Raw genomic sequence first — 16999 nt, forward strand, 5'->3', positions numbered from 1 at the left:
AACTTCATTTTTCCTATTGGATCTGGCAATTTCTTATTTCCTATTTTAATTTCTACTACTGCATCTTTTTCTATTTTTACAGTTATTTTTTCTTTTAATAATTCATAGTCTTTTGGCGCTTCTATTTCTACAAGGATATAGTTTCCTATTGGTAAGTCTTTTGATATCGCTTCTCCTTCTTCATTTGTTAATAGTTCTCCAACTATTTTTCCTTTTGGATCTTCTATATGAAACTTTGCTCCGACCAATTTTTTATTATCATTATTACTATCAACTTTTTTTATTTTTACTTTTCCAGTACTAGGCTTGTTCCAATGTTGCCAGTTAAATTTGAAATTGTGAAATTCAAATCCACCAGTTTGTTGTACCGCACCGACAAATGCTTGTCCATTAATCGAACCGCCTTTTGTTTCTAATACAGCATTTGGGGCAAACACACTACCAACGACACCATATCCCTCTGTTATAATTTTTTTCGCATTTGGAAAAACCCAAATCACTTTCCCATATAGCTGAGTAAACGGGGAATTAGGAGAATATGGTTGTGATGTAGGAACTATATCTGTAGCCCTTCCAATATTGTTCGTGTCATATAGAATAGACCCATTTTTAAATGTAACCTCTGTTGCATCCGAATACATAACAATAAAATCTTTGTCCTTAGCATTTGGTAAAAATACATCTCTTATATCTAAATTAATTTTCCCTGTCAATTCTGATGAAACATAAATATTAGGATTGTTTATATCTTTTCCGATTCCATGACTCATATTTGGAATTGGGGTATTTGTTTTATATTGACCTGCATTTTTACTGACTTGGTTCACTATATTGCGAAATTCATTAAATTTCGCGTCAATTTCTAGTTTTTCTTTATAAACGATACGATCATAAGAGGATTGTATGATGCGATCTGGATCACTCTCTTTTGTCATTACTACTATTCCGTTTTGAATGATAAAAGATTCTTCTCTTGATTTCTTAAATTTTCCAGACAACAACAAGGACGGATATCCCTCATCAACCCATTTTTCACCTACTATATTAGATGTTCCCGCTGCAGCACCTACAATTGTATACCCCGATGCATCCATATCACCTTGAACTGCAGTTGCTCCTTCAATGTCGCCACCTATTGCTTTATGGTTACCAAAGACAACTGCATTATAACGCGATATATCACCTAGACCTTCTAAGTTTGTCGTGGATCCATATACTTCTTTTGGTACATATATGACAAAACTTACACTTAACATTAACAAAACAATAAAATGAATACTTACCAGCTTTAATCGTAGCCTCAATTCCTTTGTTCCCACCTTTACCGTATTTTTTCTATAGTCGAATAAAATGACATATTCACCAATGAGGATTTACTTCATCTTTTATATACTTTATATACTTTCTTTACTTATCTCTGAATTTCCGGTCCCACTTCCCATTAATGCAGGATAAATAAATACATTCTATCGAGTTAACCTTTTCTTATAAATTACGACTAGAAACACACATAACAATAGGATTGGAACTATTACAGTCCACTTATTAAATATAAATATCTCTGTACTCACTTTTTGTTTTTCTTTCCCGTTTAACTCCACACGCACACCTCGAACTAGCAACCTATTGGTGTTTACTCCATAAGGCGTACACGTAATTAAAGTTGTATAATCTTTATTTTCTACAATTTGTAGATCGTCCGTTTCGTGTGGTAACACTACTTTAATTTGATCTACTTTATAAGCAAGAACTTTGTCTAAAGAATGAATATAAAAAAGATCTCCTTCACTCAACTTATCTAAATCTGTAAATAATTTTGCTGATGGTAAACCACGATGCCCTGTTAAAATAGTGTGCGTATTTTCTCCACCTATCGGGAGCGAAGAAAAATCTAAATGACCTATCCCGCGGCTCAATACTTCCTCAGATGTCCCTTGATAGATTGGCAGTTTTATATTAATTTTCGATATTTCAATATACCCCATTACATCTCCTAAATTTAACGCATCAGCATATGCTTGATGATTACTTTTTTTTTCAGAAAATGGATCAGTAAATGTTTTCGTGGAAGTGTGAACTTGTTTATTATATTCGGCTGCTTCTTTTTCCCTACGTTCGACTTCTTTCTTTTGTAATGCTTTGATATTCTTATCGTAAGAGCTAATCTCAGAATAATGTGCACGAGTCGCCAACCAATTACTAATAGTAGGATATAAAAAAACACCTAATCCAAATAAAAAAATACCTCCCAAAACAAGATTTCGTTTCATATTTCCACCTCTGTATATGCTTAAATATCGAAAAGAGGGAAGCATTTTGCTTCTCCCCTTTTCCCATAGTTACATGTTCCTAAAATCTTAATTATTAGCAGACTTTTTTCTAAAGAAAACAAATGCCGCTGTAACCATTAACGTAAGACCTATTACAGTAAAAAGAGTCGTTCCTATGCCACCCGTTACCGGAAGAACCCATCCACTTTTATTATTTTCAATCGTTAATTTAACCGTTTGATTATTTTCGCTAATCTTTACATCAATGGGATCTTTTAATAATTGATAAGAAGCTTTTGTACCATCTTCTTTTGTATATGTTGGAGCTTTCGTTTCGAAAATTTGATAGTCTCCATATGGAATGTTAGACCATTTAATAACACCATTTTCATCTGATACACCTGTTACTTCTTTTCCTGCTACAACAACTATTTTTCCATTTTTATCTTTAAGTACAAACTCTGCACCTTTTAATTTATTCTTATTAGCACCATCAATTTTTGTTAACTCAATTATTCCAGTTGTTGGAACAACAACTACAGGTTTAGATTCCTTTTCTTCAATTACATCATTTTTATTTGTAAAATCAATTTTTGCTGTATTTAAAATTTCCGAACCAGATGGTACTCCTTCTTTTACTTGAGATTTAATTTGCAAATGAAATTCTTTTTTACCATCTAATTTTGTGAAATCTTTTACTGTAGCTGTTACTTTTTGACCTTCTATAGCTACCTCTACAATGCTTGCATTTACTTCTGCTCCATCAATTTTCACGATTGGCTTTCCTTGAATCACTAAACGATTATCCAAAGTATCTGTTACCACATATTTTTTGTATTCCTTAATGTCTTCTGGAATTAATGTTTTAATATCATAATTATAATTAGTTAACGGATTGATCGGTAACGCTTCCAATTTTCCGTTAATCTTTTTATCAATTATTGGTTCTTCATAGTTTTTCACTTCTAATTTAACTACTGTACCAGAAGTAATAGTTCCATCTTCATTAATTGTTCCGGAGTTCTTAACAAAAAACTCACGTTTAGTTGGATCTATTACATAGCCTTTCGGAGCTTTTGTTTCTTGGAAATAGTATTCTCCATACACCAATCCTTGCACGCGAATATGACCATTAGCATCTGTTACTAACTCTTTTTTCACTTCTGTACCGTCTTTTTTAAATAAAGAGAATACTGCACCTGCTAATGCTTTTTCATTTACACCAGTTTTTATTAAATCCACTGCACCACGTTTAACCTCATTTTTAGGATACATGTGAACATCATAGTTTAGCACCTTACCCTCTTTATTCGTTAATGGGATATCCACTGTATACGTATTGGGATTTAGATTAACATGTGGAGGTCCTGCCACTTCTTTCACCTCATAACGTCCTAGTGAAATATCTTTTAATACAGCTTGTCCGTTATCATCTGTTACTACTTGCGTTGGAGTTGCTCCCATTACAGGTTTCACATCTTCTTTCACGATTTTCCCATCGTTTGAAATTTTTTCAAAAGACGCAACCTTTTTCACTTCAAACGTTACACCTTTTAATGGTTTCGCATCTTTTGGCACCTCTTGATTTGCAGAACCGTCACCTTCTAGTCCCTGCGCTCCATCTTTTTCTTGTTCATACTTATGAATCGTTAAAGTACCTTTAGATGGTGAATCTGCCTTTACTAATACACTAGACCATGTAGAAAATGTTAAGAATAACACTAAAAGCACACTAAATATTTTTTTCATTTCTCTTATCCCCTTTACTACTTCTATCATTTTAAAAATCTCTTTATTACTATTACCTTCTTAAAAGCAATAGTGTGCCAAGTATCAGATTTAAACGAATAACATAAAACATAGTCGTCCAACAATCCATTGTTTACAATCACTTATTCACATTTCTTATCTTCTATTATTACGTTGTCTCTCCACATGATATATGTAATTTTCTCCCCTAAATTACACTTATATCTCTACTTCAAAAATCATTACATTTGTTACATAATAGCTTTCACTGCTAATTTCGACTAGTCACTTACTGTCAATCTATTAATTTCTCACTTCCTATCCCTATTTAAAATCCAACCTTAATCATTTTTAATACATATAAGTAATAACCAACAAATAAGTGTGACGATTCATATTTTACGCTACTGTCCAAAACTATTACCTGTATATTCAAATAATATGTGCTATTCATGTTAAATTATGGTATTATTCTTAGAAGTTTATAACTTTTATTTATATTTTTTATTAATAAAGGTTTTCCGTTTCTACTTATGAAAAAAGGAATATATGTTTATTTAACTATTACGCATAACTGTAAGGAGGAAGAATATGACTAAAAAGCTCAGTCTAGTTGAGATAGAGTACATTTGCAATATGTTTTTCCAATCTTTTGAAATTCCAGTTTGTTTTTTAGATTGTAACAAAAATATCCTTTTAGAATTCACATCAAAAAATGATTCACACTTGTTGTATACATCAAAAATAGAACAGTTACATGTGCTTTTTCAGAGAAATGATACATATAATTCCCCCATCTTCAGAACTCACGAACATCTAGGGCACTTCATTTTAATTCACATAAAGAGCGATTATATGGTGAACGGTACTGTTATTATTGGGCCCTTGGCACATGTAAATTTTTCTACAAGTAAAGCGGATAGTAAACTTAATTTTATTCCAAATTATAAAAGAACAAGAGACCATTATTTTTCATTGTCAGTCAAAGATCAAAATTTCTTTGTAAATATAGCAATATTGTTCTATAACATTCTCTATAAAAAAAATTCAGATGTAAGCACATTTTCAAATAACAGTGACTCACTTCATATAAGTCATAGCAGAATCTTAAACGAAGATGTATATATTTCAATGCAAAAAGACGAATCCATTTATCATAATTTATATATAGAGCAGCAACTACTTGGTTCTATAGAAAACGGGGATAAAGAAACCGTGCTCAAATATTATTACGAATTCCAACAAGAGACTCTTTCATCTTTATCTTCATTCCATCAATTAAGACGTCATAAAAACATTTGTATTTCATCCATTACGCTCGCCACTAGATATGCGATAAAAGGGGGTCTTCCATCTGGGATAGCTTACAAAATTTATGATTTACATATTCAAAGAACAGAAAATTTAAAAGACAAAGAATCTGTTTGGGATTTATTAAAAAATGCTTTTTGTACCTTTGCAGACCGTGTAAAGGCACAAAAAACACAGCAACATTCACAGACTATTGCTATTTGCAAAAACTACATTTTTAAAAACATTTACAATCCAATATCTGTTAAACAACTTGCTAAATTTGCAAATGTGAATTCAGATTATTTATCTATATTATTTAAAAAAGAAGTCGGTATTTCATTAATTGAGTACATTCAACGTGAACGAATCGAAGAAGCAAAGAAATTATTAACTTTCACCACCTATCCCTTATCAGACATATGCGCTTCGCTTAATTTTAGCGATCAAAGTTATTTTACTAAAATTTTTAAAAAATTCACCAATGAAACACCTGGTAAATATCGAAAATCTCATGTTGTCATTTAGAGTGACACTTCCATTAAAGCAAAGTGTTTTCAGTAACTTATCAATGGCAAATTAGAAGTACTCCTATATTCATGAGCTATAGGATTTATGCTATTTTCAAATCAAAAAACACGTTACTATTCTCATTAAAATAAAAGAATAGTAACGTGTTTTATATGTAATATAGTTCTGTAGACAGAATAGTATCCAACTGCAAATTTTTATAAAGGCCAAATGTACCGCTTAACTATTAAAATCTTAATAAGTAAAAAATCCATATTTCGTTTTATTTACTTTCTACTTTATTTCTTTTGAATACTGAACTCTTTTCTTCAAACGAATAATCCCTACTATTATTTTTGTATCTTTCTAAATTTGCGAATCAAAGTGAGTACTGTACCTGTAATAATCATCAATATGCCGATTGCTGCACTGTTAGTTGTACTTACACCCGTCTTTGGCAGCTCCTTATATGTATATTCTTTTTTATCTGTATTACTGTTATTTGAGATACTATTGCTATTTGTCTTATTAGCAAGACCATTAGGTTTGCTAGTTTCTTTATCTTTCACTAATACTTTTTGTATTGTATTTACCTCATTACCCACGGAATCTCTTACACTATATATTATTTCATAAATACCAGCTTTAGTTGTATCTATAGTTCCTTTATACGCTACTTTAGAAGTAAGATCACCGTCTTCTTTGTCAGTAGCCGATACTCCTATCAACGGATCAAATTGATCACCCTCAGTAATCGAAGTTGTAGCAGGTACTTTTAGTATTGGTTTTTCATTTTTAATTTCTTCTCTAACTTTGACCGTTACAGTTTGCTTCGCCGTTACTTCATGACCTTTAGAATCTGTAACCGTGTACGTTAATACGTAAGTACCGGCTTTTGATGTATCTACTTCACCATCGACTTTAATTTTAGAAGTGAGATCACCGTCTTCTTTATCGATAGCTAATACTTCTGCCATTGGAACAGATGAATCTCCTACATGAAGTATCGCTCCAACAGGCACTGTTAATTTAGGTTCTAAATCTGATATTTCTCCATTTCCCTCTACAATTACAGTCTGTATAGCCGTTGCATTCCCGCCTTTAGAATCAACAACCAAGTATTCCACAATGTATGTACCTGGTTTTGAAGTATTTACATCGCCTTTATGCTTTACTTTATTTGTTAAATCACCATCTTCTTTATCAACAGCTTTTACATTTCTCATTGGATCAAACGTATCTCCTACACGTAGTGTAATCGTAAACGGTACAGTTAACTCTGGAGCTTGGTTTTCTGCTGTTTTTTCGTTTTCTTTCACTTTTTCTATAATTTTTGCAGCATCAAAAGCATTTTGGACTGCTTGAACTTCAATTGAGTTCGTTCCATATTTATTAGTTGCCACTTTAAGGCATGCCAATTTCAATTCAGAAAAATTAGAAGTCATGTTTAATTCATCAGTATTTGCATAATAGAAAATATCAAACATTTTATCTTCACCAATGCCATTTACATTTACACCGTTATGAGTACCACCTTGTGCAATTAAATACGCAACTTTATTAATAATACTTGAGTTAAAATGAACGCCTCCATAATCCTCTCCATTTAAATCATTATATTTACTATAATCATCAGGATACGGTAGTCCATCTGAAAAATTAATTGCAGTTGGATTTTTCATATTACGAAAAATCGATCCAGTTTGTTCTCCTATTGTCCAGTTAAATTCCCCATTATTTATGTATTTCTCTATAGCCGTTCCCATAATATCCGATAATGCCTCATTAATTGCCCCAGATTCTCCTGAAAATTCAAGGTTAGATTCACTTGATGTAACTGCATGTGTAAATTCATGACCGGCTATATCGAACGCTTTTACCATAGGATCTCCATATAAAAGCATACTAATGTTATTAATATTAGTACTAAATGCATTTTCCCAATTTTCAGGATCATTTGTTCCTCCAGAATCCCATGCATGTACAACTGAAACTACTTTATTTCCTTTATTATCAAAACTATTACGCTTATATTTTTCTTTATAAAAATCGTATACCTTTGTTGCTAAGAAATGAGCGCTTACCGCCTTTGGATCATTAAATGTTGTTGAAACGCTAGTTGCTAGTATACCAGGATAATAACTTTCTTCATTTGTAATATCTCTATAATTTACATCATATGTCTCAATTCCTTGTCCTCTTGTGTAATCAGCAAGCGCATAATTCCCACTGGTCTGTTTAGAAATACCAAATGTACGAGTTACGCCTAAATCATCTTTTCCTGTTCCAGTTAATGATGTAAAATTGCTAGTTTTATTTTCCTTAACGGATTGAACATACTCTTCACTTATTTTCAAACTTGATTCTTGTACCATATCTTTTAACATTTCACCATTATGAGCATTCACTAAATAAGTTCCAGATACATAATTTGGTGTTGTAGCAGCAAATGTAACTTGATATGCATTGCTAGCCTGTCCATGATTTTCATCAACAAAAATAACTGCCTTAACTTCTGGCTCAGAAATAAATTTAGTATCGTTTCCGTACTTTTTATAAATATATTGTTTTGCTTCTTCTTTTGATAAATTAATAGGTTTCTTTAAATCTTCTTGTGTTAAATTTTGTGCGCTATCTCCTGAAATACTTTTAATAATACCTTTTTTATCTACGTGAGCAGTCAACTGGTGACCATATACTTCTTTTCCTTCATATATTTGTTGCATGCGCACAAGTGTAGTTCCATCATAAGAACCACGTTTTTGAAGAACCTTGTAATCTACTCCTGTTTCTGCACTAACTTGTTTTGGAGACAAAGCATGCTCCGTATTTTCCTTAAGTGCATCTTTCACTACATTCTCTGGCGCCTTTTTTGATGGTTGTGTAAGATCACCTGTACGGAACGAATCCTCTTGAATTTCTACTTGCATTTGACCAGTTTCCTCTGCATGACCTAATCCATATGGCGTTACACTTGTTAAAACGAATCCTGTTGTTAATGCAACTATAGCTATTTCTTTTTTATTTCCCATGATATTCCCCTCGTATAAATTCCTATTATTTATATGAAACTGCTAAAATGTATACAATCTATTCCTAACATAAAAAGATGACTTTTGTAATCAACAAAAGCCACCTCTTTAATATGTAATATCCCTAAAATGTTTTTAATACATAATTTCTATACAAAAAAGAAAAAAGCATTCATTAACGAGCATTTTGCAATACTTTTATTAGGTCATTTATATTTTCAACTTTCTGTTGAAACTGATCAAGTCTGCTATGTAGCAATGAAGGATTTTTATCTTCAGTTGAAATAACTTGTTTTAATTCGTTTTCTAATTTATCATACATATCAAAGAAATTATCAAATTCTACACTTACAAGCTCTTCATTTTCGCGATAGAATCTTTTTGCTTCTATATAAGTCATATATGATTTATTTAAAAATCCTAATGAAATTAAATATTTAGAAGTGTTTTCTTGATAAATAGCAATATCACACGCTATTTTAATATCAGAATAAGTCTTTTGAACAAGACAATGCAATTCAAAAATCTTAAACTTTAATCCATTATTCATTTCATCCCCTCCCATCGTATCTATTCTACATAAAATTAGAATATTATACAAAGAAAATTATTAGCATGAAATTGACAATTAAAAAGATAACTTAAGGATAAACAAATTCCTCTCATTACAAATTATAGTTGCGAAGCATTTACCAACTTAACAGAAAAAATAAAAAGCGAAAAGAATAAATCCCTTCCGCTTTTAGAGTAATAAATACATTTCATATTGCGCTAAAGAATTCTTTTCAAATCCACATTTCTTTAAAAAACCCTCCAGTAAATTATTGTTAGGAAACCCAATTGATAAACTTGATAAAATTAATTCTTCTCTTGCTACTTCTAATAATTTCATCCCAACACCAATATTTCTATAAACTTTGTCTACGAAAATAAAACTAATTTTACCTTGTTCATTTACACATAGAGAGCCTTTTAAGTCATTATCGACATATGCACCATAAAATACATTATTTGTTTTTTCGATATAATCAACATCATTTTGCCAATTTATATGGAAGTTTAACCATTTCTGAATTTCATCTTTAAAAGTTGGAAATTCTAATTGTTTTACTTCAATATCCTTACAATCTTTATTCATTATTTTAGTCAAATCATTTAAATTATAATAAGAAAGATCGTACACTTTTTCATAGCCCAACTTATTATAAAAATGAATCGCTCGGTCGTTTCCTACAATGACTTCGAGAAAAAGTTGCTTACATCCATGTTGAATCGCCTCTTCTTTATGCAGTTCAAATAATTTTTGACTCACACCAATACCGCGGTAATTAGGATGAACCGCTAATGTTCCACAGCGCATAGTCTTTATACTTTCATAATCCTTTATACCACCTAATATTACGCCAACTGATTTGTCACCGTCTAAAGCAAGAAAAGAATGTTCTAGCAAATTACCTTCTGGTCCAAAAAAACGTTGTATAAAACCCTCTTTTGAAACTTCCATCTTAATAATATAATCGGAAAATCCATCTTTAAAAGCTTCATATACTAAATCAATATTTACTTCACTACACCTTTTATATTGAATCATATAAAATTGCCCTCCAATTGCTTGTATTAATCTCAACATGTACCCATATAATATATTCCATCTATTATAAATTTCAGCTCTTAATTTGAAATGAACGGACATTTCCCTACATATAACTTACTATTAATTTGTTTTATAATAAACTATCTATTATTTACTACATTAATCTCATAAACACGTAAAAAAGCAATTAAATGCTCACATGCTCTTTCGCATGCTAGCATTTTAAAGATTTTTTGTTCTTCTTTCGTTTTATCATTTGCTTGATCTGAAGCAGCTTTTAAACATAAAAATGGTTTTTTATTTATTTGACACACATAGGCGAAAGCTGCTACTTCTTGATCAACTGCCAATGCTCCGTATACAGTATGAAGTAAATATCTCATTTCTGAACTACGAATACGTTGATCTCCAGATAAAAATGTACCGAAATGTATCGGATCATACAATCGTATTTTTTTTATTCTTCTTACAAGTGATTTTGTTGTTTCAATAGGTGCTGTTCTACCGTTATATAAATTAAAAACATCTTCTCCTGAGCCAGCAGCAGTAACATCGTGTTGTATTGCGTTTAGTGCTACTACAATATGACCGTTTTTCACTTTGTTTGATAAACTTCCGCATATTCCTGTCATAAACAACTCATCTGGCTGAAACTCACTAATTAACAATTGTACACAACTAGCGCAGCTTACTTTACCGACACCAGTTACAACTGATATAATTTCCAGCTCATTGATAGTATGAAAATGAAATTCCCAAGCTGCTCTTTTTTCAACACGTTCACTCGGATAATGTTGATGCAAATACGTCAGTTCTGGTTCCCATGCAGATACAATTGCAATACGTTTCATTACACGCTTCACTTCCCCTATTGTCATTTAAATAAGTTATCTATACTTTCTCGTTCATAATCTGGAATCCATTCTTTATATTTCTTATATAAATCTCGTATTATTTCTTTATTCTTCGCAATTACTTCACATCCTCTATCATCATACATAAACATGACAATATCTTTCGTTGCATTTATGAGAAATACATCTGGATAAGAAATTTCTTTTTTCCGTCCAAATCGAGGATACAAAACAGAGAAATCCTCATGATTAGCAGCTTGTATAAGCGATTCATATTTAATATCTTCCGCAAGACATTTTAAAGAAAATTGATATGTACAATATAATGTGAAACTTTAATCAGTTCATCCCCCACTGATTATCAGCCCTCACCAATCGGGCTTTTAGGGGCAGCCCGCCCCCCACCTACCTTCTTTGCTTTCGCTGAATTTTGAGGTGGGGGTCTTACTGCCCGGCAAATAGCGGGATAAATCTGCCTCTTCATCTTCAAATAGAAACGGTAACGTTTCTTGTCTTATATGAAATCTTAAATCTCTTTTCTTAATATATTTATTGTATACATTTATTTTCTGTGGAGTTTTTGTGTTTTCCTTTTTAAATCTATAAACATTTGTCACTACAAACACTACATCTTCTTTTGAAAATATGTCTTCAAATAAGAATTTATTATATGTATATAGCTGAGAAAAGTATTCCATATTTAAATCGTCGGTTCCTTCTACAATTTGATATTTATCTTTTCCAAAATCAAAATACAAATGATTTCCCCACTGAGAATATAAGTACGGTACTAATGTAACTCCTGGAAATGTTTGATTCATATATTCTTTTAATTGCATTTCCTTGTCCCTTCTACTGTACAATTCTTTTTAAATACCAATATGCTTCTTCTAGCCACGGATGTATAACTTTCAATGTATCTTTCCTTTCCCACAAATATGAAATATATACAAAAGCAGCTTTTTCCAAAGATTTTTCCAATCCTTTTTTTATTTCTATTAAATATGGTGGTGTCCCCTTTTGATCCCATTCTATTTTATCTGCAACAAATAAAACTAAATCCATCTTTGTTGGGTGTTTACGCAGTGTAGTATGACAACAAATTGCATCTAATACGTCTTCATCTTCTACTTTAAATATTTCTTTTGCGATTACTCTCGATAGTTTTTGATGAATAATCATAGGAAACTTTCTTTCTGCTCCCTCTATTTCTACCCCAAATTCTTCAGCAACTGCAATCCGCTCCTCATTCGGAAAAATGCCACTAATATCATGTAAATATCCTGCAATTGCTGCTTTTTCTTTATCTACGTGAAACTTTTCTGCAATCTTTTTTGCCTCATTTGCCACACGAATTGAATGTTTATATGTAAACTCTTTATTATATTTTAGTAGAAAATCTTTAATATCATTGTCTATTTTTCCAGTTGGAGCAAATGAATATATATCATTATATAACATAGAAAATCCCCCTTATAACTAACTTTCAGTATAATGCAGAATTTAAATATCTTTGTTATTTTATATTCGTTATTAATCTTTTTACTCCTTTTTAATACGTTACATGAAATTTTATACAGAATCATTGCTACAAGTACATAAATGTTTGATATTATAGTAATGTTGATGATTTGTAAGGAAAGGAACTACAAAATGAATAAAAACATATTAATTATTGATGATGATAAAGAAATTGTTGAATTACTTGCTGTTTATTTGCGAAATGAAGGCTATAACATTTATAAAGCTTATGATGGCGATGAAGCATTGCAGAAGGTTTCTACATATGAAGTTGACCTTATGATTTTGGATATTATGATGCCAAAACGAAACGGATTAGAAGTTTGTCAGGAAGTACGTGAAAATAATACTGTACCAATTCTAATGCTTAGTGCAAAAGCAGAAGATATGGATAAAATATTAGGTCTTATGACAGGTGCCGATGATTATATGATCAAACCATTCAATCCATTAGAATTAGTAGCTAGAGTGAAAGCTTTATTACGAAGATCATCTTTCCAAAATGCTACTTCGCAAAAGAATGAAGATGGTATTATTCGTATTCGCTCTGTTGAAATACACAAACATAATCATACTGTTAAAGTAAATGGAGAGTATATTAAACTAACCTCTATTGAATTCGATATTTTATATTTACTTGCGAGTAATACAGGAAGAGTATTTAGTTCAGAAGAAATTTTCGAACGCGTTTGGAATGAAGATGGTTATGGTTCAAATAAGACGGTAATGGTCCATATTAGCAACTTACGGGATAAACTTGAAACGGTAATGAATGGAGAAAAATTTATTCACACTGTTTGGGGAGTTGGCTATAAAATTGAGAAATGAAGCATTTGATATATTAAAAGATATCCCTAAATGGAAACTTATTTTTTGGCTCTTACTAGCTATCACACTCACTCCTATTACTGAATTAATTATTTATCGCCTCGTTACGAGTGTAATTGAAAGTTCACTTACTCTAACCGAGCTCGGTAAAGAATTCATTCGAATTTTTGGTTATGAAAAGTATAAAGGGGTTAAAGAATCTTTATGGATGATGATTGTTTCTTATTTGTTTTTATTTTCTATTTTTTCATCCTATCTTTACATTTTTTATCGTCACGAGAGAAAACTTTACTATGAAACTTGTATAAAAAAAATGATAGAAGAAATTCGTTACATTGCAAATGGAAACTTCAATCATAAAGTTTCTGTTGTAAATCATAATTATTTGGAAGAGTTAGCAATCGGGGTCAATGAAATTGTTGAACAATTAAAAGTCTCAATTGATGAAGAAAGACAAGCGGAACAAGCAAAGAGTGAACTTATTACAAATGTATCACATGATTTACGTACTCCCCTTACTTCTATAGTTGGATACGTAAATTTAATTCATCATGATAATTATAGAGATGAAGTGGAATTGCGATACTATATTCAAGTCATTTATGATAAAGTAACTCGTCTTAATGCATTAATGAATGACTTGTTCGAATATACACGTGTTCAAAATAAAGAGTTAAGCTTGTATTCTGTCCCCATTGATATTGTAGAGTTACTTGGACAATTAACTGTTCAATTCCGAATACAGGTTCAAGAAGCTAATATAGAATGTAGACCTTCTTTCCCATCTCAAAAGCTCATGGTATTAGCTGATGGTGACAAATTAGTGCGTGTGTTTGAAAATCTTATTATAAACGCTATCGCTTATGGAAGCGAAGGTCGCTATATTGACCTTACTGCTTATGAAAGCAATAATATGATTACAATTGATATAACAAATTACGGACAACCTATTCCTAGTACGGATTTACCTCATATTTTTGAACGTTTTTATCGCGTTGAAAAATCGCGCTCTACAAACACTGGTGGATCTGGACTTGGATTAGCAATTGCAAAAAGTATAGTCGAATTGCATAAAGGAACAATTGAAGTATATAGTGATGACGAAAAAACAACTTTCACTGTAAAACTACTCCCCTACAAAGGTTAATATCACAAATAAAAAGTTCAATTTCTTATCATATAAGAAATTGAACTTTTTCCATTAATTACAAAAAATTAATAATCCTTTATAATTCTTTAGAAATTCTTTACCTTTTCTTTCTTCCTAATTAAGCATTCTTTTTTACAATACTATTATTGATGTCATAATAGGAGGATCGCTTATGCAATTCTTAAAAAAATTCGCTATTTTATTATTATCTTTTTTCATTACTGCACTTATCGTTTTATATTTTTACCTTTATGTAAATGGTCCGATTATTCAAGCTAAATCAGCTATCTTAATAAATGCTAATTCAGGTGAAATTGTTTATAAAAAAAATGAAGAAACTCCAGTACAATCAGCTGCTTTATCTAAATTAATGACAGAATATATCGTATTGGAGCAACTAAATGATAGAAAAATACAGTTAGATGACTTCGTACAAATAAGTAACGAAGTTTTCCAAGTAGAAACAAGCCCTATACAAGTAACATCGAATGATAAAACAACGGTTCGTGATTTACTTCATGCATTGCTACTGGCAGGGAATAATCGTTCTGCACTCGCTCTTGCAGAACACATTGCTGGAAATGAAGATAACTTTACAGTATTAATGAATAAAAAAGCAAAAGAACTAAAGTTATTACAACCATCTCCATTTCTAAACTCTACTGGAATTAATAATGATACAAATAAACAATCAACTACAACAGCAATAGACGTAGCTAAATTAGCAGCACGATTAATAAAAGATTTTCCAGATGTATTGAATATTACGAAACTAACCTCTTACCAATTTTCCTTCAAAGATTCCCAGGTTTTCAATACGAATAAAATGATATATTCCCTTAATGAAAACATTAAACTTCAAGGTGTTGATGGCTTACAAACTAGTTTTTCAACTAATGGTAATTATAGTTTTGTCAGTACAGCAAAACTTGAAGATACTAGACTAATTTCAGTAATATTAGATGCAGATGAAGAAAACATTTCATTTATTGAAACAAAAAAGTTGCTACAGTATGGTTTTGATCCTTCCTCGTACTCTGCACTCCAAGCTTTTAAAGACACCCTTACATCGTGGATAATATTGCTTCAGTTTAAAAATTTAATTATACAAACTATAATGATTTTTTTAATCATTACCACCTTAATGTTTTTACATATACGTCAGAAAAAATCCGAGGATTTCAATTAAGAAATCTTCTTATATATAAAAACCGACTTGCGTTTGAGATGCAAGTCGGTTTTTAATTCTATCATCCTCTTCCAATTAAATTTGCTGAAACTGGTTGCAAGTTTAACTGCCTCGCCCATATAGACAGCTGACCAATATGATGAATTTCATATCCCATGTCTTAAAACCTATGTTTTTCGAGGCATACACCCATCTCTGTTTCCGTTCGTTGTGTTCGTTTGTTTAGTTTAAATGGGTTAATCTATTAATTCTATTAAATCCAACAATTTAACTATTACATATTAAAGTTCTATTCATATACTATAGTAGATTACTAGAAAGGAGGCTTAACTATGGATAGTTGCGTTGTATTTGTAAACGGACAACCTTTTTTAGTTCTTTCAGTAGCTGGTATTGAAATTGCTAGATTAGAGATTTCCCTTCAAGTAGCATTAGCTCTAAGAGTGCTTGGGATACCAATCTGTGATTAATTACCAAATTAATAAAAAAAGAGGGCATTAGCCCTCTTTTTTTATTTTCTTCTCACCTTTTCTTAACAACAAACAAAATTCAAATTTGATTAATTATAAAAAATTAAAGTACATGAACGTTACATGAAACACTTGTTAAGATCGCTGTCCTTCACACTATTTATTTCGCCGACATTATATAATCAAAGCACACGATGATTAACTTTTTATACGGCTTATTTTAAGTGTGCTAGCCAATACTTTTACTTGTATGTTCTATACACTCATTCTCTACGGTATACTGATACCAACTTATATTTTTTGATGAGAGCCCATTTCCCTATATCCCTCTTTATTCCCATGCACTTTTTTCTCAAATCCAAGCTAAATAATCTATATTCTTATCTTTTAAACTCGCCTCACTATCCGATTATATTAATAACCTATCACCTGGTAACCATTATCTAATTTATCTTCAATTGGATGGTCCATCATTTATACTTACGGATTGGCTTTCCCGTATCTATTGTGCATGGACATTAGGTTTTCTAGCATCTAGCTCA

13 protein-coding genes and 2 pseudogenes are annotated in these 16999 nt (G+C 31.2%); 5 read left to right on the plus strand and 10 right to left on the minus strand.

Going from position 1 to position 16999, the window contains the following annotated elements:
- From MR160_RS14075 to MR160_RS14085, 3 genes are all read right to left on the minus strand, one after another.
- On the minus strand, nt 1-1304 hold a 1304-nt coding region (locus MR160_RS14075), incomplete at its 3' end, for a collagen-binding domain-containing protein (protein WP_242297602.1).
- A 162-nt stretch (nt 1305-1466) separates the two neighbouring features.
- The gene (locus MR160_RS14080; protein WP_079997319.1) at nt 1467-2270 is read right to left on the minus strand and encodes a class C sortase; all 804 of its coding nucleotides are present in this window, start codon (nt 2268-2270) and stop codon (nt 1467-1469) included.
- A gap of 87 nt (nt 2271-2357) precedes the next feature.
- Nucleotides 2358-4019, minus strand: coding sequence for an LPXTG cell wall anchor domain-containing protein (locus MR160_RS14085; RefSeq protein WP_082180164.1), 1662 nt, complete (start codon nt 4017-4019; stop codon nt 2358-2360).
- 591 nt (nt 4020-4610) lie between these two features.
- On the opposite strand from MR160_RS14085, the gene MR160_RS14090 reads away from it, so the two are divergent.
- Nucleotides 4611-5837 (plus strand): helix-turn-helix domain-containing protein, encoded by a 1227-nt coding sequence (locus MR160_RS14090; RefSeq protein WP_000162841.1) that lies wholly within the window; start codon nt 4611-4613, stop codon nt 5835-5837.
- A 332-nt stretch (nt 5838-6169) separates the two neighbouring features.
- Here the strand turns inward: MR160_RS14090 and MR160_RS14095 are convergent, their stop codons facing one another.
- The 6 genes and pseudogenes from MR160_RS14095 to yqeK form a co-directional block, all read right to left on the minus strand.
- Nucleotides 6170-8851, minus strand: a complete 2682-nt coding sequence (locus tag MR160_RS14095) for a M4 family metallopeptidase (protein WP_000527047.1) — start codon at nt 8849-8851, stop codon at nt 6170-6172.
- 175 nt (nt 8852-9026) lie between these two features.
- Complete coding sequence (locus MR160_RS14100) at nt 9027-9401, minus strand: hypothetical protein (RefSeq protein ID WP_001059022.1); 375 nt, start codon at nt 9399-9401, stop codon at nt 9027-9029.
- A 192-nt stretch (nt 9402-9593) separates the two neighbouring features.
- Nucleotides 9594-10442: a GNAT family N-acetyltransferase gene (locus MR160_RS14105; RefSeq protein ID WP_000617064.1), complete on the minus strand. Its 849-nt coding sequence runs from the start codon at nt 10440-10442 to the stop codon at nt 9594-9596.
- Nucleotides 10443-10585: 143 nt separating this feature from the next.
- Nucleotides 10586-11323 carry a phosphorylase family protein gene (locus tag MR160_RS14110; RefSeq protein ID WP_002082744.1) on the minus strand — a complete coding sequence of 246 codons (738 nt, stop codon included), beginning with the start codon at nt 11321-11323 and terminating at the stop codon, nt 10586-10588.
- A pseudogene (locus MR160_RS35320) lies at nt 11320-12138 on the minus strand (DUF3885 domain-containing protein). Before MR160_RS35320 ends, MR160_RS14110 begins: the two are co-directional and overlap by 4 nt.
- Before the next feature lie 13 nt (nt 12139-12151).
- Nucleotides 12152-12760, minus strand: a complete 609-nt coding sequence (yqeK, locus tag MR160_RS14125) for a bis(5'-nucleosyl)-tetraphosphatase (symmetrical) YqeK (RefSeq protein WP_000966599.1) — start codon at nt 12758-12760, stop codon at nt 12152-12154.
- Between the two features lie 192 nt (nt 12761-12952).
- On the opposite strand from yqeK, the gene MR160_RS14130 reads away from it, so the two are divergent.
- The 3 genes from MR160_RS14130 to MR160_RS14140 all read left to right on the plus strand — a co-directional run bounded on the left by MR160_RS14130 (nt 12953) and on the right by MR160_RS14140 (nt 15987).
- Complete coding sequence (locus MR160_RS14130; RefSeq protein ID WP_001038808.1) at nt 12953-13648, plus strand: response regulator transcription factor; 696 nt, start codon at nt 12953-12955, stop codon at nt 13646-13648.
- A complete protein-coding gene (locus MR160_RS14135) occupies nt 13638-14795 on the plus strand; it encodes a sensor histidine kinase (RefSeq protein WP_001243314.1) in 1158 nt (385 codons plus the stop codon). The genes MR160_RS14130 and MR160_RS14135 overlap by 11 nt, the downstream gene beginning before the upstream one ends.
- 175 nt (nt 14796-14970) lie before the next feature.
- On the plus strand, nt 14971-15987 hold the full coding sequence (locus tag MR160_RS14140) for a D-alanyl-D-alanine carboxypeptidase family protein (protein ID WP_242297604.1): 1017 nt from the start codon (nt 14971-14973) through the stop codon (nt 15985-15987).
- A 61-nt stretch (nt 15988-16048) separates the two neighbouring features.
- Here the strand turns inward: MR160_RS14140 and MR160_RS14145 are convergent.
- Nucleotides 16049-16138 (minus strand): annotated as a pseudogene (locus tag MR160_RS14145) (DinB family protein); the annotation flags it as partial.
- A 181-nt stretch (nt 16139-16319) separates the two neighbouring features.
- On the opposite strand from MR160_RS14145, the gene MR160_RS14150 reads away from it, so the two are divergent.
- On the plus strand, nt 16320-16457 hold the full coding sequence (locus MR160_RS14150; protein ID WP_000376554.1) for a DUF3956 domain-containing protein: 138 nt from the start codon (nt 16320-16322) through the stop codon (nt 16455-16457).
- Nucleotides 16458-16999: the final 542 nt, after the last annotated feature.

The organism is Bacillus cereus group sp. BfR-BA-01382, assembly GCF_022663475.1.
Lineage (GTDB): Bacteria > Bacillota > Bacilli > Bacillales > Bacillaceae_G > Bacillus_A > Bacillus_A thuringiensis_S.